Genomic DNA, 18,521 nt, shown 5'->3' with positions numbered 1-18,521 from the left:
TGGATTATCACGTTATTGCACGATTCATATAATAAAAACAGAACTTTAATAAGGCCTGAAACATGACGCTTCGCCTGTTTTTCCACAGTGATGACCTCAAGGCCAACGTGGAAGTCCTCGACTGCACACCCCACGAAAACGAATATGCCGTGGTGCTCCGTGCCACCCTGTTTCACCCGCAGGGCGGTGGTCAGCCTTGCGATACCGGCTGGATCGGCGAAAGCCAGGTGCTGCGTGTGGTGCAGGAGCCAGAGCGCATCGTGCATTTCGTTGATCGCCCGGTACCGTTAGGCATGACCTGTATCCGCGTCGACGAAGATCGCCGTCGCTTCAACACACGCATGCATTCGGCCGGTCACCTGATCGGCCATTTCGTTCAGGCCATGGGCTGGACACCGATCAAGGCGCATCACTGGCCGGATGAGGGCCGAGTGCAATTCAAACCGAGCGATGTCGCCCAGGATGTCGATGCCGAGACCGTTCAATACGGCGTCGGCCAGTGGATCGAACACGATCTGCCACGCCTCACCTCACTGCGCGAAGGCGCGCGGGAAATCAGTTTCGGTGAGCTGCCTGCCTACGGCTGCGGCGGCACCCATGTACGTAGCCTGAAGGATCTGGGCACAGTCACGATCGCGTCCCTCTCGCAGAAGAAGGGCACGCTGTCCGTCCACTACAGCGTGGATTGAGCATTTCGGGCGCTGCCGCCACGCAGCGCCCGACGCCGTGGAACCGCACTCGCCGGTTCCGTTGACTATCGATAGATGGACCTAAAATAAAATGATGCTAGACGTCGAGCGTCTCGATGAGACGTGCATAAAAAAACTGGCCAACGAAGAAGTCCTCGCCATCCGCGTCAAAGGCTTTCTGCCCAAGCCGCTGGCGATCGAAATTGGCGACAAGATTCTTGCCCCGGGCTATGAGGGCTACATCAACGCGCCGAGTATCGGCCGTATCGGCATGGCGTTTTACGAGGCAGAAAATCAGCCGATGCTGATTGAGGACTACTTCGAACTCGCCACCCGCAACATCGCCGAGTTGCGCCATCGCTGCGCGCCCTACTCCTCGCCGGTCGACACGCTGCGCTGCATGCTCGACGAATCCTGGCCGGCCGGTGCGCATCTGGAAAACCTTTACGGCCGCAAAATGTACGTCGGCCTGTCGCGCGTGGTGAAGCCCGGCGTGTGCTTTCTCGCCCATCACGACATTTTCGCCAAGGACGCCCCGGACAGTTTTCAGGCGCGCAGCCTCGATGCGCAATTTGCCTGCAACGTGTACCTGAACATGCCCACCGAGGGCGGCGCATTGCAGATGTGGGACGACGACATCACGCCGGATCAGTTCGACGAAATGCGCGGCGACAGCTACGGCATCGACCCGGCGCTGTTAGGCCGCCCAGCCCTTGAGGTACGCCCCGAACCCGGCGATTTCATCATGTTCAATTCGCGCTGCATGCACTCGGTGACCCCGGGCGTGGCCGATCCGCGTTTGAGCCTTTCCTTCTTTGTCGGCTATCGCGGCAATGCTTCACCCCTGACTTTCTGGAGCTGAGATGTATTCGAATTACCTGGGCGAGTTTCTGGCGCTGGCCACCATTCACTTCCTTGCCGTGGTCGCTCCCGGCCCTGATTTCGCGGTGACCATCCGCCAGAGCGTGCGCTTCGGAAGGCTGGTAGGGATCTGCACCGCGCTGGGCATCGGTGCGGGAATTTCCGTGCACGTGTTGTACACGTTGCTTGGGGTCGGCGCGTTGATGCACACCACCCCGTGGTTGTTGACCGTGGCCAAGGTAGTCGGCGGTGCTTACATTTTGTATCTGGGTGTCAGCCTGATCCGCAGCAAACCGAAAACCACCCTTGAAGGCGAAAAAAATGCCGATGAACCGTTGGTGGAACAATCGTTGTTCAAGGCGTTCAGCACCGGTTTCCTGACCAATGCGACCAATCCCAAAGCAACCCTGTTTTTCCTGGCGATCTTCACCACGATCATCAGCGCCAGCACGCCCCTGCAAATCCAGGCCTTCTATGGTTTGTGGATGTGTTTTGTAAACGCACTGTGGTTTGTGATCGTCGCGCTGTTCTTCTCCAGCAACAAAGTACGCGTGCTGTTTATGCGCATGGGCCACTGGTTCGAACGCAGCATGGGGGTGATTTTGATTCTGTTCGCCGGGCGCTTGATGCTCTCCATGTAATGCAAAAAAAGTCCCGGCGATGCCCGCCGGGACTTTTTCATTTGTGCGCCTCTTTTGCAGTTCTGTGCGACACATCCCGTTTAGAGCCTCCCACGGCAGGTGCTTGCAGTGTTAGTTTGCGAAATGTTTCTGACACACCCGTCGGCAACATCTCATTAACCGCCTGCAAAGGAATGCCTCCGTAATGGACTTTTCCCTCAAGCAACTGGCCGCCGCTACCCTGATGCTGGCCAGCCTCGCCTCGTTCACCACCGCCGCTCAAGCCAACATCACCCCAGAGCAGAGCGCGGTCATCCTGAAATCCTTCGACGCCAAAACCGTCACGGATTTTCGCGAGTTTCTGGGCAGTCTGGCCAAAAGCGACATCGCTAAAACCGACAACCTCGGCCCGGCCATCAGCGCTTTCCTCGACAACAAAACCCTGAACGCTGAGCAGCAGAACGAGATTCATCGTCTGTTAGGCATTTACACCCGCGTGAAGTACGGCAAAGCCGCGCTGGAAACCCTGCGCGAACTGGTCGAGATTCCGACCTTCCAGAAGGAAGGTGTGGCACAGCACGACAACCCTGAGTTCATCAAGATCGCTGCCAAGATCAAGAGCCTGGCCGAGTCTTTCAACCTGAATTTCCGCAACGTCGATAACCGCGTTTACGAGATTTCGCTGGAAGGCCAGGGCGATGAAGTCGTCGGCATTCACGCGCACGCCGACGTGGTGCCGGTCACCCCGGAAAACTGGGTGCTCAAGGACGGCACCAAACTCGATCCGTTCAAAGTCACGCTGATCGGCGATCGCATGTACGGTCGCGGCACCGAGGATGACAAGAACGGCATCGTCGTCGCCATGTACGCGATGAAAGTCATCAAAGAAGAAAAGCTGCCACTGGCACGCAACTTCAAGCTGTTGGTCGACACCACCGAAGAGACCACCGGCGATGCGATCCCTTACTACTTCGAACACAACCCGACGCCGGCCTACAACATGGCGCTGGATGGCGGTTACCCGGTGGTAATTGCCGAGAAAGGTTACGGCACCGTGATGGCCAACTTCGCCAAGCGCAAAGCTGAAGGCAAAGGCGCCGAAATCACTTCGATGACCGGCGGTCTGGCGACCAACCAGATTCCATCGGCCTCCGTCGTGACGTTGGTGACGGACAAACCTGCCGAATTGGCGGCGAGTCTGCAAAAGGCCGGCAATGAGTTCGCCAAAAACAACGGCGGCAACTTCGAAGTGGCGGCCAAGGTTGATGGCAAAGACGTCAAACTGACGGTGACCGGTGTTTCTGCGCACTCCTCCGAGCCAGAGTCCGGCGTGAACCCGGTGGCGCGCATGCTGGTGTTCATCAATAGCCTGAACGGCAAAGTCGCCCTCAAGCACAACCAGTTCACCGACGCCGCGCGTTATGCCGCTGACAACTGGGGCCTGGATTACTTGGGCAACACCTTGAAGGTCGGTTTCGCCGACAGCTTCATGGGCCCGCTGACCACTTCTTTGACCTACGTTGGTGAGAACGACAAAGCCTTCAAACTGGCGGTCAATCTGCGCGTGCCGAAGGGCAAATCGCCAGAAAAACTCAAGGCTGAAATCGCTGACAAGCTGAGCGCGTGGACGAAGAAAACCCACGTTGCCGTGGCCTTCGATTACTCGATCGCCGAGCCGATGTACCGCAACCCGGAAGGCGAATGGGTCAAGGCGCTGCTGGCAGTGTCGACGGAAAACCTTGGCATGAAGCACGAGTTCGGCACCTCTGCCGGCGCGACGTCGGTGCATGAATTGCCGAATGGCGTGCAGTTCGGTCTGGCGCGTCCCGAGGTGAAATACACCGGGCACACCGATGGCGAATTCAAGACTGTTGACCAGTTCTTGCTGGATCTGCAGATTGTCACCGAAATGATGGGGCGCATCGGGCAATTGCCGAAGCTCTGACGGAAACAAAAAAAGGACCGTAAAGGTCCTTTTTTTTGGGCCGCGACAAATCGCGCACAAACAAAAACGCCGATCATCACTGATCGGCGTTTTTGTTGAATATGGAGCGGGAAACGAGACTCGAACTCGCGACCCCGACCTTGGCAAGGTCGTGCTCTACCAACTGAGCTATTCCCGCAATGGCGTCCCCTAGGGGACTCGAACCCCTGTTACCGCCGTGAAAGGGCGGTGTCCTAGGCCACTAGACGAAGGGGACACGCTACAACTTCACTCCCTACCGCGTTTCGCTGTGTGCTTTACGCTGTAAGTGGCGCGCATTCTATGGATGGATTAAGGGGTCGTCAACCCCTTGATATAAATTTATTTAAATCAATGACTTCGACCTGCTTTACCAAGTCAATCAGGCTTTTCCGTCGCCCGACGATTGACGCCTATATTCCGCCACACGCCAAGGCGTTATAGTCCACCGCACAGTGATGGCCATATGCGCTTACCGCGCCAGCATTCATCTAAGCAGTGCGTGGCCGATATAGACAGAAGCTACCGATCCAACGTGTCGAGCAGCGGCAGCCAGCTGAATGCCGAGCCACTGAACTCGCAAGTGAACCCTATAAAGAGGTCGTACCGGTGACACCACTCATGATCACCCTGCTAGTCGTAGCCGGGATCGCAATTCTGATCGCCATTGGCTACATGAACCATGTGGTGGAAAACAACAAACTGGAGAAGGCCCGCACCAAGGTCGAACTCAACGACCGCCTGCGCCGCTGCGGCGAACTGACCGAGACCTTTCCCGGCCAGTTCATGACCCCTGCGCTGAAACTTTTGCTGACCCGACTGGAACTCAACGTCTGCCAGCGCCTGCTCAACCTGGAAAAAACCAGCGCCACCACCAAAGCGCGCATCAGCGAACTCAGCGCATTGGTCGCCCAGGGCGAATCGATCCCGGTCAACAACCCGCCGGCACCGATCCTGACCGAAGCCAAAGCCAAAGACGTGCGCTTCCTGCTCGAAGCCCTGCACGGCCAAATAACCCGCGCCGCCCACGACGGCTTCCTGCCACCGAACGAAGCCAAACAGTGGATCCGCGAAGTCCGCCACATCCTCGTACTGCTGCACATCGAATTCTTCAACAACCTCGGCCAACAATCCCTGCAACAAAACCAACCCGGCCAAGCCCGCCTCGCCTTCGAACGCGGCGTGCAATACCTGCGCAAACAACAAGACCCGCAGGCCTACGCCGAACAACTGCAATACCTGGAAAAACTGCTCGCCCGCGCCAACGCCCAGGTCATGGACAAAATTGCACCGGTCGAAGGCGAAGAGAACCAACTGACCACAGGTTTGAAAGATGTAGAGGCGGATGCGGACTGGAAGAAGAAAGTGATTTACGACTGATTGAAGAAGTAGCGAGAGAAGCCACCGGGAGGTGGCTTTTTTGTGGGTGATAGATGGGGACTGAGGGGAATTTCAGGCCGCTTTCGCCAGCAGGCTAGCTCCCACAGTTGGATTGGGTGCGGACAGTCAGATAATGGTTGGTTGTGAGGCCGTCATCGCTGGCAAGCCAGCTCCCACAGAGATTGAGTACAACCGTAGAAATGAGTCGGCTGTCAGGCCGCTTTCGCTAGCAGGCTAGCTCCTACAGTTGGATTGGGTGCGGACAGGCAGATAATGGTTGGTTGTGAGGCCGTCATCGCTAGCAGGCTAGCTCCTACAGCTGGATTGGGTGCGTACAGGCAGATAATTGTTGGTTGTGAGGCCGTCATCACTAGCAAGCCCGCCACACAGGGATTGAGTACAACCGTAGAAATGGGTCGGCTGTCAGGCCGCCTTCGCGAGCAAGCTCTGCTCCTACAAAAGCATAATCAAGATCAAAAGATCGCAGCCTTCGGCAGCTCCTACACAGGATGAGCGCAAGCTCGGCTGCAGCTTTTGATCTTGCCGTGCCGGCCCCTTCGGAAGGCTGAGTGGAGGGATTTATCCGGGGGTAGGAGCGCAGCGACGTTTGGCGCAGCCAAACACATCGAGAGGAGGTGCAGCGAAGCAAACCGGAGGCGATGCCCCCGGATGAATCCCGTAACGAAGGAACCCCGAGCCCCAGCGAGCGGGCCGAACGCCGGGGCCCAGACCTTTGCTTCCTTTGGGGCGTCTGCCAAAGGGAGTCGCTGTAAGAGCGAAACCGCCAGCCGCAACCCCCGAAGAACCGGATATACACCCAAAACCCCAAGAACATGGTCGGCCCAAAGGCCGCCAAGACAACCCAAAAGCGTCAAAGCCGAAAATGCCCAACCATCCCCCGCAACCCAACCCCCAACTGTGCCAGCTCCACACTAGAAGCCGCATTCCCCCGCATAGCCAACGAAGACTGATCCGCACTCGCACGAATACTCGTCACACTGCGATTAATCTCCTCCGCCACCGAACTCTGCTCCTCGGCCGCCGCCGCAATCTGCTGATTCATCTGCTGAATCAACGAAACAGCCGCCGCAATACTCCCCAACGCACTCTCCGTCTGCAGCGCATCACTCACCGCCAGCTTCACCAACTCACCACTGCTCTGAATCTGCTGCACCGACGAATGCGCCGCCGCCCGCAACGCACTGACCAAGCGCTCAATCTCCTCGGTCGACTGCTGCGTACGCCGCGCCAACGCACGCACCTCATCCGCCACCACCGCAAAACCCCTGCCCTGCTCCCCGGCACGCGCAGCCTCGATCGCCGCGTTCAACGCCAACAGATTGGTCTGCTCGGCCACGCTCTTGATCACCCCCAGCACCGTGCCGATATTCTGAATCTCGGTACTCAGGCTCTCGATGCTGGAACTCGCCGACGTCGCCGAATCCGCCAACTGCTCGATCCGCGCCATGCTCTGCCGCACCACCTGCTGACCACTCTCAACCTTGCTGTCTGCGGTCTGCGCCGCCAACGCGGCCTCTTCGGCATTGCGCGCAACATCATGCACCGTCGCCGTCATCTGATTCATCGCGGTGGCAACCTGCTCGGTTTCCTCCTTCTGACTGCTGACCTCAAGATTGGTCTGCTCAGTCACCGCCGATAGCGATTGCGCCGAACTGGCCAACTGCTCGATACCCGCCTGCAACCCGCTGACAATCGTGCTCAACCCCGCGCCCATCTGCTGCATCGCCAGCATCAACTGACCGATTTCATCACGACGCGTCACCGGCACCGTCGCACTCAAGTCCCCCGCCGCAATCTGCTGCGCCACCTGAATCACACTGCGCAACGGCGCAACGATCAATCGCGTAATCACCCACGCCGCAATCAACCCGACCAACAGCGCCAACGCCGACGAGGCAATAATCAGCAGTGAATTCTTTTTCAGCTCAGCCTGCATCGCACCGTCTTCAGCGACATACGCCTGATTCACCCGCTCCACCACTTGCGCGGCCCGCTGGTGCAATTGGCCGTAGACGGTTTTTTCCTGCGCCAACAACCCGGTGTACTCAGCCAGCTTCTCGTTGAAACCGGCAATATGCCCAGACACCTCATTGAGCACCGTCAGATAACCCTCGTCCTTGACCGTCGACTTCAGCGCCTCGGCCTGCGCCTGAGCCTGCGCGGCCTGTTCGATATTGCCTTTGTCGGCACCGTCGGCATCGCCCTTGCGACTTTGATCCAGGCGAACCCGCGCCTCGTTCATCGCCTGCAACATCAGCCGCGACACCTGACTGACCTGACTGGCTTGCTCGATGAATTGCGCACCGTCCTTGCCCTCGGACTCTTTCAAGGTATAGGCGCCGTCGTCCGCCAACCCGGCCTGCAACACATCGAGGTTATTGGCGACGCTGGACACCGACCAACTGGCCATCTCCAGTGCCAGATCCTTGGTCTGGGTCAGCGAAACAAATTCATCGAAGGCCTTGCGATAGGCCTCCAGCGATTGCACGACATCGTTCATCACCGGCACGTTGGCCGGTGATTGCGCCTTGAGCGCGTTGGCTTGAGCAATCAGCCCATCGACGCCTTCACGCAAGGCATCGGCGGTTTTCGGATTGCCGCGCAGCGCATATTCCTGCTCCAGCAGCCGCACATCGAGCAGACCGCTATTGAGCGATGACATCTGTTTGAGCCCATCAAAACGCTGACTGATGGTTTGCAGAGACCAGACGCCAATCGCCGCGACCAACGCGGTCAACAGCAGCACCAGTGCAAATCCGATACCCAGTTTTTTTGCCATACCGAGGTTGGCAAAACGTCCTTGCACGGCCGAAATCATTGCGCTTAATCCCCTGCCAAAGTCTGTGAACGCAGAGTCGCAACGGCCAACAGGCAGCACAAGTCTCTGGCGTCGGAATAATGGCAAAAAGCTACGCCCGCGTCGTTTTCAGGACACTCGAGGTCGATCCACACAAGTGTTGCGAAAAAACTGCCGCGCGCGCGGATCACAGGCATGCGCCACATTGATCCGCTGCCAGTCGCTACTTTCGCCACTCGGACTGAACACACTGGACGCCGACAGCAACACACCACTGCGCTGAGCCTGGCGGCACAACCGAACATCATCGGTCTGCGGGGCCCGCGCCCAAATGAACAATCCGCCCGTAGGCTTGCCGAACACCTCCCAATCGGCGTCTTCCAGCAACTGCAATGCGGCGGTGCGATCGGTATTCAGGCGCTGGCGCTGGCGCTGCACCAGTTTTCGATAAGCGCCGCTGGCCATGAGGCTTGCCACAACCGCCTCACTGAAGCTCGAGGCGCCCATGCTGCTGATCATCTTCACTTGCGCCAGACGGGCAATCACTTCAGGTTCGGCGAGGACGAAACCGACCCGTAATGAACTGCTCAGGGTTTTCGAAAAACTGCCGACGTAAATCACCCGTTCATCCAGCGCCGCCAGCCGAGTACCGTTGCCAGTGTGTAGGTCGGCGTAGACATCGTCTTCGATCAGGCGGACATCATGCAGCCTGCACAAGTACAAAACCTGCTGAGCCGCGGCCGCTGTCAGGCTGGTACCCGTGGGATTGTGGTGATGACTGTTGATGAACATCGCCACCGGGCGAAATTCACCCAGCAACCTTTCAAGCGCGTCGAGATCAGGCCCGGTCGGCGTGCGGCGCACCTCGATCATGTTCACTCCGTTCAAGCGCAGCAGATTGAACAGTGGCGCGTATCCGGGTGTTTCCACGACCACGCAATCTCCCGCTTGTAACAGCGTGCGCACGATCAAATCCAGTGCATGGCTGGCACCCGCAGTGGTGAGCAATTGCTCTGCAGGCGCATCGATATTGAATATTTTCAGGCGTTTGACGATCTGCTCGCGCAGCGCCGGAAGGCCTGCCGCGCTGCTGTAGTTGAACAGGCTGGCCATGTCCGTGCGGGCAACCTCGCGGATCGCATAGCTCAAGTCATCGGACTCGCGCCAGCTCTCGGGCAAGCCGCCACCGCCCAGCTTCAATCCGCCAGCAGCGCCGTAGAAGCCACTGCAACCAGCCTCGCCCTCGCCCTGTCCGCACAGCGTTTTGGGTGACGCGGCCACCATGAACCCCGTGCCTTGGCATGAAGCCAGAATCCCCTGCGCGACCAGCCGCTCGCAGGCCTCGGTCACACAGGACTGGCTGAGCAAGTTGCCCCGGGCAATTTGCCGAACCGAGGGCAAACGAGTGGCGGGCGCGACGCCACTCTGCGCGACCCACTCCGTCATTCCATCAACGATTTGCTGCACCACTGGCACCAATGCCTGTCGGTCGATTCTCAATTCCATGAGCGCACAAACTCCTGTCCGTTTTGCTGGCCGCAGTAAATCACAGCCGCCGTCAGGAGGCTGTGCGACAAAGCCGACAAAAGCGCTCGATCTAACTATTTGATACACATTGCTGGGTGAGGGAGCAGGTTCAGAACGCGGTCACACCGCCATCTACTGCCAGCGAATGACCGGTGGTGAACGCCGCACCGTCGCTGCACAGGTACAACACCGCGCTGGCGATTTCCTCGACCTTGCCGATGCGGCCGACCGGGTGCATGGCGTTGGCAAACTCGCCTTTCTTCGGGTCGGCCTCGTAGGCGCGACGGAACATGTCGGTGTCGATCACCGCCGGGCACACGGCGTTGACGCGGATTTTCTTCTTCGCATATTCGATGGCCGCCGATTTGGTCAGGCCGATCACTGCGTGTTTCGACGCCGCGTAAATGCTCATCTTCGGCGCGGCGCCAAGACCGGCGACCGAAGCAGTGTTGACGATCGCCCCGCCGCCCTGCGCCAGCAGCAATGGCAACTGATACTTCATGCACAGCCAGACGCCTTTGACGTTGACGCCGATGATCGCGTCGAACTCGTCCATCGAGCCCTCAGCCAGCTTGCCCTTCTCGATTTCGATCCCGGCATTGTTGAAGGCATAGTCGAGACGGCCGTAGGTATTGATCACCTCGTCCATCAGATTTTTCACTTCGCTCTCGACGGTCACGTTACAACGGACGAAGGTCGCTTCGCCGCCGGCTGTACGAATCAGCGCCACGGTGCCCTCGCCCCCTGCGCTATCCAGATCGGCGACCACCACTTTCAAGCCTTCGGCGGCGAATGCCTGGGCGGTCGCACGGCCGATGCCGTTGGCCGCGCCTGTGACTACGACAACCTGACCGGAAAACGTCATGCTCATTGTTATGTCCTCGAACGCATAGATGCAGGGGGAATGCTTAGCGTTGCAGCATAGCCACAGCGGTTGGCCGGGCGTCAGCACTATCCAGTGGCTGTTTAGGCACCCATGCGTTGCAGTGATAAAACCGGCCCGGTGATCATCACTGCACTGGATCGACGTGCATTCGCCGCATCAGCCAACCTTGCGGCATCGGCCATGAAGGTCTATCAACAAGGCTTCATTCCGTTCGAGTGCCTGCCATGACCAACCAGACCAATCGCCAGTTCCTGCTCGCCAAACGCCCGGTGGGCGCAGCCACCCGCGAGACCTTCACCTATCAGGAAGTACCGGTCGGCGAGCCGGCGGCGGGCCAGATTCTGGTCAAGAACGAATACCTGTCCCTCGACCCGGCCATGCGTGGCTGGATGAATGAAGGCAAGTCCTACATCCCGCCGGTCGGCATCGGTGAAGTGATGCGCGCATTGGGCGTGGGAAAAGTCGTCGCCTCGAACAATCCGGGTTTTGCCGTCGGCGACTACGTTAACGGTGCCATTGGCGTGCAGGATTATTTCCTCGGCGAGCCACGAGGTTTCTACAAAGTCGATCCGAAACTGGCCCCGCTGCCGGTGTATCTGTCAGCGCTGGGCATGACCGGCATGACCGCTTACTTCGCTTTGCTGGATGTCGGCGCGCCGAAGGCTGGCGACACCGTGGTGTTGTCCGGCGCGGCCGGCGCGGTGGGCAGCATTGCCGGGCAGATCGCCAAGATCAAAGGTTGCCGCGTGGTGGGCATTGCCGGTGGCACCGATAAATGCAAATTCCTCATTGATGAGCTGGGTTTCGACGGCGCCATTGATTACAAAAACGAAGACGTGATCGCCGGGCTCAAACGCGAATGCCCGAAAGGCGTGGACGTGTATTTCGATAACGTTGGCGGTGACATTCTCGACGCGGTACTGAGCCGTTTGAATCTGAAAGCGCGGGTGGTGATTTGCGGCGCGATCAGCCAGTACAACAATAAAGAAGCGGTCAAAGGCCCGGCCAATTACCTGTCGCTGCTGGTCAACCGCGCGCGGATGGAAGGTTTTGTGGTGATGGACTACGCGGCGCAATACGCGAGCGCGGCGCAGGAGATGGCCGGCTGGATGGCCAAGGGGCAGCTCAAGAGCAAGGAAGATATCGTCGAAGGCCTGGAGACCTTTCCGGAGACGCTGATGAAATTGTTCAGCGGCGAGAACTTTGGCAAGTTGGTGTTGAAGGTTTAAACCCACCACAAAACCAATGTGGGAGCGGGCTTGCTCGCGAAATCGGTGTATCAGTCGACATTAATGTTGAATGACAAACCGCATTCGCGAGCAAGCCCGCTCCCACATTTGGATCTTCGGTATTACTTAGGCGATTTCGGCTACAACCGAAGCCAATGCCTGAGCCGGATCTGCCGCCTGGCTGATCGGACGGCCAATCACCAGATAGTCGGAACCGGCATCCAGCGCCTGACGCGGGGTCAGAATGCGGCGCTGATCGTCTTGCGCGCTGCCCGCCGGGCGAATCCCCGGGGTCACCAGTTGCAGCGACGGGTGCGCAGTTTTCAGTGCGGTGGCTTCCAGCGCCGAGCACACCAGACCGTCCATGCCAGCCTTCTCGGCCAGTGCAGCCAGACGCAGCACTTGCTCTTGCGGCTCGATGTCCAGACCGATACCGGCCAAATCTTCTCGCTCCATCGAAGTCAGCACGGTCACGCCGATCAGCAACGGTTGCGGGCCCGTGCGCTTGTCGAGCACTTCACGGCAAGCAGCCATCATGCGCATACCGCCGGAACAATGCACGTTGACCATCCACACCCCCATCTCGGCAGCGGCTTTTACGGCCATCGCGGTGGTGTTGGGAATGTCGTGGAATTTCAGGTCGAGGAATACCTCAAAACCCTTGTCACGCAGGGTGCCGACGATTTCCGCGGCGCAACTGGTGAACAATTCCTTGCCCACTTTGACCCGGCACAGTTTCGGGTCCAACTGGTCGGCCAGCTTCAGTGCGGCGTCACGGGTGGGAAAATCCAGGGCGACGATGATAGGAGTCTGGCAGGCGGACATGAATGGGCTCTCAGGCAGGACGAAATCGGCGCGCATTGTAGCGGAACCGGCGGCGGCGCGGCACCCGATGATCGGTAAATCGTTGCGCCAACCGTGATCAGCATAGCGCTCGCTGCTATTGTGTCGACTCCGATACACAGCCGACACGCCAGCAACAAGCACCCGCGCTAGCCTCGCCAGCCGCAACACGTCCTTACATCAGCACTTCCCGCCTCACGGCCGGACGCCTATGCTGAAACCACTACCTCGCAGCCCATCTTTGTGGTTGGCGGCCTACCTGGCAGACGAACAGCCTCATGCACAACACCCAAATGACCGCGACTGATGAGCCCAAAGACGACAAACGCTGGAGCATTCGCGCGCTGATCGTCGACGACGATGTGCCGATCCGCGAGCTGATGATCGACTACCTTGCGCGTTTCAACATCCACGCCAGCGGTGTGACCGATGGCGCGGCGATGCGTTTGGCGATGCAGGCCGAACATTTCGACGTGGTGGTGCTCGACCTGATGCTGCCCGGCGAAGACGGTTTGTCGCTGTGCCGCTGGCTGCGCAGCGAATCGGACATCCCGATCCTGATGCTCACCGCGCGCTGCGAGCCGACCGACCGCATCATCGGCCTCGAACTCGGCGCCGATGACTACATGGCCAAGCCGTTCGAACCGCGCGAACTGGTGGCGCGCATTCAGACGATTCTGCGCCGCGTGCGCGACGACCGTACCGAACAGCGTGCGAATATTCGCTTCGACAACTGGCGCCTGAACAGCGTCCTGCGCCAGTTGATCGCCGACGATGGCCTCGTGGTGCCGCTGTCCAACGCCGAATTCCGCTTGCTCTGGGTGTTTATCGAACGCCCGCGCCGGGTGCTCAGCCGCGAACAATTGCTCGACGCCGCGCGCGGTCGCTCGATCGAAGCGTTCGACCGCAGCATCGATTTGCTGGTGTCGCGCTTGCGACAAAAACTCGGCGACGATCCGAAAGCCCCGCAATTGATCAAAACCGTGCGCGGTGAGGGTTACCTGTTCGACGCGCGGGACATCGGCTGATGCGAGCGCGCTTCGACACGCTGTTCGGCCGCCTGTTTGGCATGCTGTTCGTGGCGATTGTCCTGGCGCACTTGCTGGCGTTTGCCTGGTTCCACCACTACGGCCCGCCTCCGCCGCCGCCACCGCCGGAACTTTCCGAGGGCGTCGACGGCCAGCGTCCGCCGATGGATCCGCGCTTCGAACCGCGTCCACCGCGCCCATGGTTTGGCGGGCCGTTGGTGCCGCTGACGTTTCAGTTCATCTCGCTGATGATCGCCGCATGGTACGGCGCCAAACTGCTGACCCGACCGATCCAGCGCCTGAGCGACGCCGCCGAGCGCCTCAGCGAAAACCTCGACAGCCCGCCGCTCGACGAATCAGGCCCGAAAGAAGCCCGGCAAGCGGCGCACACCTTCAACCTGATGCAACAGCGCATCCGCGAACAGGTGCAGCAACGCGCGCGCATGCTCGGCGCCGTCTCCCACGACCTGCGCACGCCGCTGTCACGCCTGAAACTGCGTCTGGAAAACATCAGCGATGAAAAGCTGCAAGGCCAGATGCGTCAGGATCTGGACGACATGATCGGCATGCTCGACGCCACCCTCACCTACCTGCACGAACAGCGCACCAGCGAAGCCCTGCAACTGATGGACGTGCAGGCGCTGGTCGAATCGTTGTGCGAAAACGCCCAGGATCAGGGCGCCGACGTGCAGGTCAGCGGCCATTGCGCACCGCTGCCGGTGCAACCGATGGCGCTGCGCTCGTGCCTTAACAACCTGATGGACAACGCGCTGCGCTATGCGGGGCAGGCGCGGATCGAACTGCAGGATCAGCGTGAACAACTGCTGATTCACGTGATCGACCACGGCCCGGGCATCGCCGCCGACAAACGTGAAGCGGTGTTTGAACCGTTCTACCGACTGGAAGGCTCACGCAACCGCAACTCCGGCGGCGTCGGCCTCGGCATGACCATCGCCCGCGAAGCCGCGCAGCGTCTGGGCGGACAGCTGAATCTGGAAGAAACCCCGGGCGGCGGCCTCACCGCCATCATCCGCCTGCCCCGCCCCTGAAAACACCACCATCCCCTTGTAGGAGTGAGCCTGCTCGCGAAAGCGGCGTGTCAGCCAGCAATGATTTGACTGACCCACCGCATTCGCGAGCAAGCCCGCTCCCACAGGGTTTTGTCGTGTTTTTTTGATCTGTGTACCACCCGGTACAAACCCCACATACCCCCGACAACTTGCGCCCCGACGCTGCATAAGCCGGTACACCCACCGGTTTTCATTCCAGGGAGTGAGTCCAATGATCGGTAGCGTCAGCAACTACACGAGCTATATCAGCACCAGCAACACCACACGGAACGCCCGCAGTCAGGAACTGCAAAAAGAACTGTTCGCCAAACTCGACAGCAACGGCGACGGCACCATCAACAGCGATGAACTCAGCAGCGGCCTGACCAGCGCCGGCAGCACCGCCGACAGCAGCGAAATCTTCTCCGCCCTGGACAAAAACAAGGACGGCACCGTCAGCCAGGACGAACTCACCGCCAGCCTGACGCCACCCCCGCCACCGCCACCGCCACAAATGAACAGCGACGAACTGTTCAGCCAACTCGATGCCGATGGCGACGGCAGCGTCACCGCCACCGAACTGAGCAGCGCGTTGCAAACCAGCGACAGCACCTCAACGAGCAACACCGACACCAGCGCCGCCCTGCTCCAAGTACTCGATAGCGACAGCAGTGGCGGCGTAAGCAGTGATGAACTGAAAGCCGCTTTACAGGCTGGACGCGAACGCCCGGATGAAGAACAGACGGCTTCGACTCAAAGCACGACAGAAGCGCTGAATCGCATGATTGCCAATTTGAGCAAGCAATACTCGCTCGATAACGCGGCGCCGGTGGGCAAGTACTTGAACGTGGCGACTTGAGCCTGCGACGTAATCTACAGCGCAAAATCAAAAGCCCCTCACCCTAGCCCTCTCCCGGAGGGAGAGGGGACTGACTGCGAGGATTCGGAGAGATACGCCGACGTGGGATACCGAGTTGAACTCGAGTTTGAAGAGCTGAATCAAAAGCCCCTCACCGTAGCCCTCTCCCGGAGGGAGAGGGGACTGACCGCGTGGATTCGGAGAGATACGCCGACGATACCGAGTTGAACTCGAGTTTGAAGAGCTGAATCAAGAGCCCCTCACCCTAGCCCTCTCCCGGAGGGAGAGGGGACTGATCGAGTGGTTTGGTAGAAGTACGCCGACGTGGGATATCGAGTTGAACTCAAGTTTTGAAAAGCCCACCAATCGGCCCCCTCTCCTTCGGGAGAGGGCTGGGGTGAGGGGCGAATCCAACGAAGATCAAAAGATCGCAGCCTTCGGCAGCTCCTACACAGGATGAGCGCAAGCTCGACAAAGCTTTTGATTTTGATCTCGGAGCCCGTCGGCAGGCTGAGTGGAGGGTTTGATCCGGGGTGGGAGCGCAGCGACCGTTTGGCGCAGCCAAACACATCGAGAGGAGGTGCAGCGAAGCAAACCGTAGGCGATGAACCCCGGATCAATCCCGGAGCGAAGGAACCCGAGCCCCAGCGAGGGCCGAACGTCAGGGCAAAGCCTTTTCGGTTACCTTTTCGGCGTTTGGAAAAGGTGACTCGCCGTAAGGGCGAAACCATAATCAGCCACACCCGCAGCAACGGATATGCCCAAACAACTCAGCGCCGATCCTCAACCCGCCCCTGACTCTTACTCCAATCCGTCAACAAACTGTAAGCCACCGCCAACAACGTAGGCCCAATAAACAACCCGATAAACCCAAACGCAATCAACCCGCCAAACACCCCAAGCAACACAATCACCAACGGCAAATTCCCCCCGCGGCTGATCAAATACGGCTTGAGCACGTTATCCACGCCACTGATGACAAACGTCCCCCAAATCCCGAGGAACACCGCCATCCCATACTCACCCTTCCACGCCAGCCAGGCCGTCGCCGGCACCCACACCAACGGCGGCCCCATCGGAATCAGACTGAGCAGGAACGTCACAATCCCCAGCACCAGCGCCCCCGGCACCCCGGCAATCAAAAACCCGATCAACGCCAGAACCGCCTGCGCCGCTGCCGTGCCGATCACCCCGTTGACCACCCGCTGCACCGTACCAGCCACCAGCTCGATGTAATACCCGGCGCGATCACCAATCAACCGCTCCAGCAAACCATGAACAAACGCCGCCAGCCGCGGCCCGTCACGGTAGAAAAAGAACACAAACACAATACTCAGCGTCAGCTCAAGAATGCCGCCACCGATCTGCGCACTGCGCGCCAGCAACCAGTTACCGACCTGCCCCAGATAAGGCTTGATCGACACCATCAGCGCCGCGCCCTGCTGATCGATACTGTCCCAGATGCCGACCAGACGCTCGCCCACCAACGGCACAGTCCCCAGCCACACCGGCGCTTCCGGCAAACCGTCGACCTGCACGTCCTTGATGAAACCCGTGGCATCGCGCACATGATCCGCCAGATTGAACCCCAGCCAAACCAGCGGCGCCGCCACCAGCAACATCCAGCCCAGCGTCAAAATGGCTGCCGCCAGCGATTCCCGGCCATTGAGCCAGCGGGTCAGCAGGCGCATCAGCGGCCAACTGGCGAAGGCCAGCACCGCGCCCCAGAACAGCGCCGACCAGAATGGCGCCATCACCCACAGGCTGGCGCCAAACAACACCAGCAGGAGGATCTGCACCAGCAGGCGATCGTTATTGAGCATGTAAGATTCCGAAAAAGTCAGTCAGGCCAAGAGTAGGCGAACACGCCGCGCGCGCTCGCCCGATACAGCTTATCGCAACAGATCAATGCGCAGGCCAACGCCGTCGACGCTGCCGGTCTCCATACGCGCTGCACGTACGCCCTGATTGATCAACGCCTGACGCCACGCCTCGGCCTTGGGTCCGGACACCGTCACGCGTAACGTCGTGTCGAGATTCAAGCCACGGGAAATCAGCCGCAGCCAAGCGTCATCCGGAGCATCCACGCGGTTCGGGAAATCCAGCTCACCGGTGCTTTTCAATTGACGCAACAAGGTCGCCGAGGTTGGCAACAACTCTCCCAGCGGCGCGACTGCTTCGAACTGTTCAACGTGCAGATAGGCTTTGCGATTGCCGCGAGTGATGCTGTACAGCGCCACCAGCGTGTTGTCGCGCGGAGCTGCCAGCCTCAACAGCAAGTACGCCTGCTGTTCATCAGCGCCATAAAGCTTGGAGTTGCCGAACACCTCGTTGGCCCACAGGCTGCTCTCGCCACAATCACGCGCCTGACACCAGAACAGCAACTCGGCGTCCTGCTTTTGCAGGGCTTCGCGGGCAGCGGTGAAGGCTTCGGTGGCGGAATGTTCGGGTGGCAACTCATAGGTCACCGCCGTGGTTTGGCCTCGGGCGGTGACCTGGCCGTCAAAGCGCAACTGGCCGCTGATCTTGCGGATCGAGCCCATCGGGTAGATGCGCTCCAGCTCCACCGGAGGGCGATAGTCGACAATCTGCGCATCGGCCAGGCGCGGCACGATCTGCAGATCCTGACTGCCGGGCACATCGGCGGCGAATGAAAAGGTACTGAAACAGCACAGCGCCAACAGACTGAGTGACCGCATAGTCAGGCTCATCGGATCGGCATGACTGTGTGATTCGAGGTCGCAGCGGTATAGAAATCCATCGTGGTTG

16 protein-coding genes, 2 tRNA genes and 1 pseudogene are annotated in these 18,521 nt (G+C 59.5%); 10 read left to right on the top strand and 9 right to left on the bottom strand.

The window, feature by feature from the left end; translation table 11 throughout:
* Nucleotides 1-62: 62 nt before the first annotated feature.
* From ACIP1X_RS14610 to ACIP1X_RS14595, 4 genes are all read left to right on the top strand, one after another.
* Complete coding sequence (locus ACIP1X_RS14610; RefSeq protein ID WP_400753074.1) at nucleotides 63-689, top strand: alanyl-tRNA editing protein; 627 nt, start codon at nucleotides 63-65, stop codon at nucleotides 687-689.
* A gap of 91 nt (nucleotides 690-780) precedes the next feature.
* Nucleotides 781-1,551: a 2OG-Fe(II) oxygenase gene (locus tag ACIP1X_RS14605; protein ID WP_053122688.1), complete on the top strand. Its 771-nt coding sequence runs from the start codon at nucleotides 781-783 to the stop codon at nucleotides 1,549-1,551.
* Between the two features lies 1 nt (nucleotide 1,552).
* On the top strand, nucleotides 1,553-2,191 hold the full coding sequence (locus ACIP1X_RS14600; RefSeq protein ID WP_400753072.1) for a LysE family translocator: 639 nt from the start codon (nucleotides 1,553-1,555) through the stop codon (nucleotides 2,189-2,191).
* A gap of 184 nt (nucleotides 2,192-2,375) precedes the next feature.
* Nucleotides 2,376-4,115, top strand: coding sequence for a dipeptidase (locus ACIP1X_RS14595; protein WP_400753069.1), 1,740 nt, complete (start codon nucleotides 2,376-2,378; stop codon nucleotides 4,113-4,115).
* A gap of 102 nt (nucleotides 4,116-4,217) precedes the next feature.
* Here the strand turns inward: ACIP1X_RS14595 and ACIP1X_RS14590 are convergent.
* Nucleotides 4,218-4,293, bottom strand: a tRNA-Gly gene (locus ACIP1X_RS14590).
* Nucleotides 4,294-4,295: 2 nt separating this feature from the next.
* Nucleotides 4,296-4,371: transfer RNA gene (locus ACIP1X_RS14585), tRNA-Glu, on the bottom strand.
* A gap of 383 nt (nucleotides 4,372-4,754) precedes the next feature.
* Here ACIP1X_RS14585 and ACIP1X_RS14580 point away from each other — a divergent pair.
* Nucleotides 4,755-5,513, top strand: coding sequence for a hypothetical protein (locus ACIP1X_RS14580; protein ID WP_053122697.1), 759 nt, complete (start codon nucleotides 4,755-4,757; stop codon nucleotides 5,511-5,513).
* A gap of 871 nt (nucleotides 5,514-6,384) precedes the next feature.
* Here ACIP1X_RS14580 and ACIP1X_RS14575 read toward each other — a convergent pair.
* The 4 genes and pseudogenes from ACIP1X_RS14575 to ACIP1X_RS14560 all read right to left on the bottom strand — a co-directional run bounded on the left by ACIP1X_RS14575 (nucleotide 6,385) and on the right by ACIP1X_RS14560 (nucleotide 10,729).
* On the bottom strand, nucleotides 6,385-7,248 hold the full coding sequence (locus ACIP1X_RS14575; protein WP_400753107.1) for a methyl-accepting chemotaxis protein: 864 nt from the start codon (nucleotides 7,246-7,248) through the stop codon (nucleotides 6,385-6,387).
* Nucleotides 7,246-8,313, bottom strand: a pseudogene (locus ACIP1X_RS14570) (HAMP domain-containing protein); the annotation flags it as partial. The pseudogene ACIP1X_RS14570 and the gene ACIP1X_RS14575, both read right to left, overlap by 3 nt.
* A 147-nt stretch (nucleotides 8,314-8,460) precedes the next feature.
* Nucleotides 8,461-9,837 (bottom strand): PLP-dependent aminotransferase family protein, encoded by a 1,377-nt coding sequence (locus tag ACIP1X_RS14565; protein WP_400753066.1) that lies wholly within the window; start codon nucleotides 9,835-9,837, stop codon nucleotides 8,461-8,463.
* 130 nt (nucleotides 9,838-9,967) lie between these two features.
* The gene (locus ACIP1X_RS14560) at nucleotides 9,968-10,729 is read right to left on the bottom strand and encodes an SDR family oxidoreductase (protein ID WP_053122713.1); all 762 of its coding nucleotides are present in this window, start codon (nucleotides 10,727-10,729) and stop codon (nucleotides 9,968-9,970) included.
* A gap of 105 nt (nucleotides 10,730-10,834) precedes the next feature.
* On the opposite strand from ACIP1X_RS14560, the gene ACIP1X_RS14555 reads away from it, so the two are divergent.
* Both ACIP1X_RS14555 and ACIP1X_RS14550 read left to right on the top strand, forming a co-directional pair.
* Complete coding sequence (locus ACIP1X_RS14555) at nucleotides 10,835-10,972, top strand: hypothetical protein (protein WP_156316174.1); 138 nt, start codon at nucleotides 10,835-10,837, stop codon at nucleotides 10,970-10,972.
* The gene (locus ACIP1X_RS14550) at nucleotides 10,969-11,973 is read left to right on the top strand and encodes an NADP-dependent oxidoreductase (protein ID WP_400753064.1); all 1,005 of its coding nucleotides are present in this window, start codon (nucleotides 10,969-10,971) and stop codon (nucleotides 11,971-11,973) included. Before ACIP1X_RS14555 ends, ACIP1X_RS14550 begins: the two co-directional genes overlap by 4 nt.
* Before the next feature lie 126 nt (nucleotides 11,974-12,099).
* Here ACIP1X_RS14550 and pyrF read toward each other — a convergent pair whose 3' ends face one another.
* Nucleotides 12,100-12,798: an orotidine-5'-phosphate decarboxylase gene (pyrF, locus tag ACIP1X_RS14545; protein ID WP_172680142.1), complete on the bottom strand. Its 699-nt coding sequence runs from the start codon at nucleotides 12,796-12,798 to the stop codon at nucleotides 12,100-12,102.
* Nucleotides 12,799-13,094: 296 nt separating this feature from the next.
* On the opposite strand from pyrF, the gene ACIP1X_RS14540 reads away from it, so the two are divergent.
* The 3 genes from ACIP1X_RS14540 (at nucleotide 13,095) to xopAW (ending at nucleotide 15,752) form a co-directional block, all read left to right on the top strand.
* Entirely contained in the window at nucleotides 13,095-13,844 is a 750-nt protein-coding gene (locus tag ACIP1X_RS14540; RefSeq protein WP_053122719.1) for a response regulator, read from the top strand.
* Nucleotides 13,844-14,893 carry a sensor histidine kinase gene (locus ACIP1X_RS14535; RefSeq protein WP_400753061.1) on the top strand — a complete coding sequence of 350 codons (1,050 nt, stop codon included), beginning with the start codon at nucleotides 13,844-13,846 and terminating at the stop codon, nucleotides 14,891-14,893. Before ACIP1X_RS14540 ends, ACIP1X_RS14535 begins: the two co-directional genes overlap by 1 nt.
* 232 nt (nucleotides 14,894-15,125) lie before the next feature.
* A complete protein-coding gene (gene xopAW, locus ACIP1X_RS14530; protein ID WP_400753059.1) occupies nucleotides 15,126-15,752 on the top strand; it encodes a XopAW family type III secretion system calcium-binding effector in 627 nt (208 codons plus the stop codon).
* A 770-nt stretch (nucleotides 15,753-16,522) separates the two neighbouring features.
* Here the strand turns inward: xopAW and ACIP1X_RS14525 are convergent.
* Nucleotides 16,523-17,575, bottom strand: coding sequence for an AI-2E family transporter (locus ACIP1X_RS14525; protein ID WP_053122726.1), 1,053 nt, complete (start codon nucleotides 17,573-17,575; stop codon nucleotides 16,523-16,525).
* Nucleotides 17,576-17,644: 69 nt separating this feature from the next.
* On the bottom strand, nucleotides 17,645-18,451 hold the full coding sequence (locus tag ACIP1X_RS14520; protein ID WP_159814973.1) for a DUF4892 domain-containing protein: 807 nt from the start codon (nucleotides 18,449-18,451) through the stop codon (nucleotides 17,645-17,647).
* Nucleotides 18,452-18,521: the final 70 nt, after the last annotated feature.

Origin of the sequence: Pseudomonas sp. NPDC088885 (assembly GCF_044750025.1) — a bacterium.
GTDB lineage: Bacteria > Pseudomonadota > Gammaproteobacteria > Pseudomonadales > Pseudomonadaceae > Aquipseudomonas > Aquipseudomonas rustica.
The sequence above is the reverse complement of the archived record's forward strand: the minus strand, read 5'-3'. Positions and strand labels throughout refer to the sequence as shown.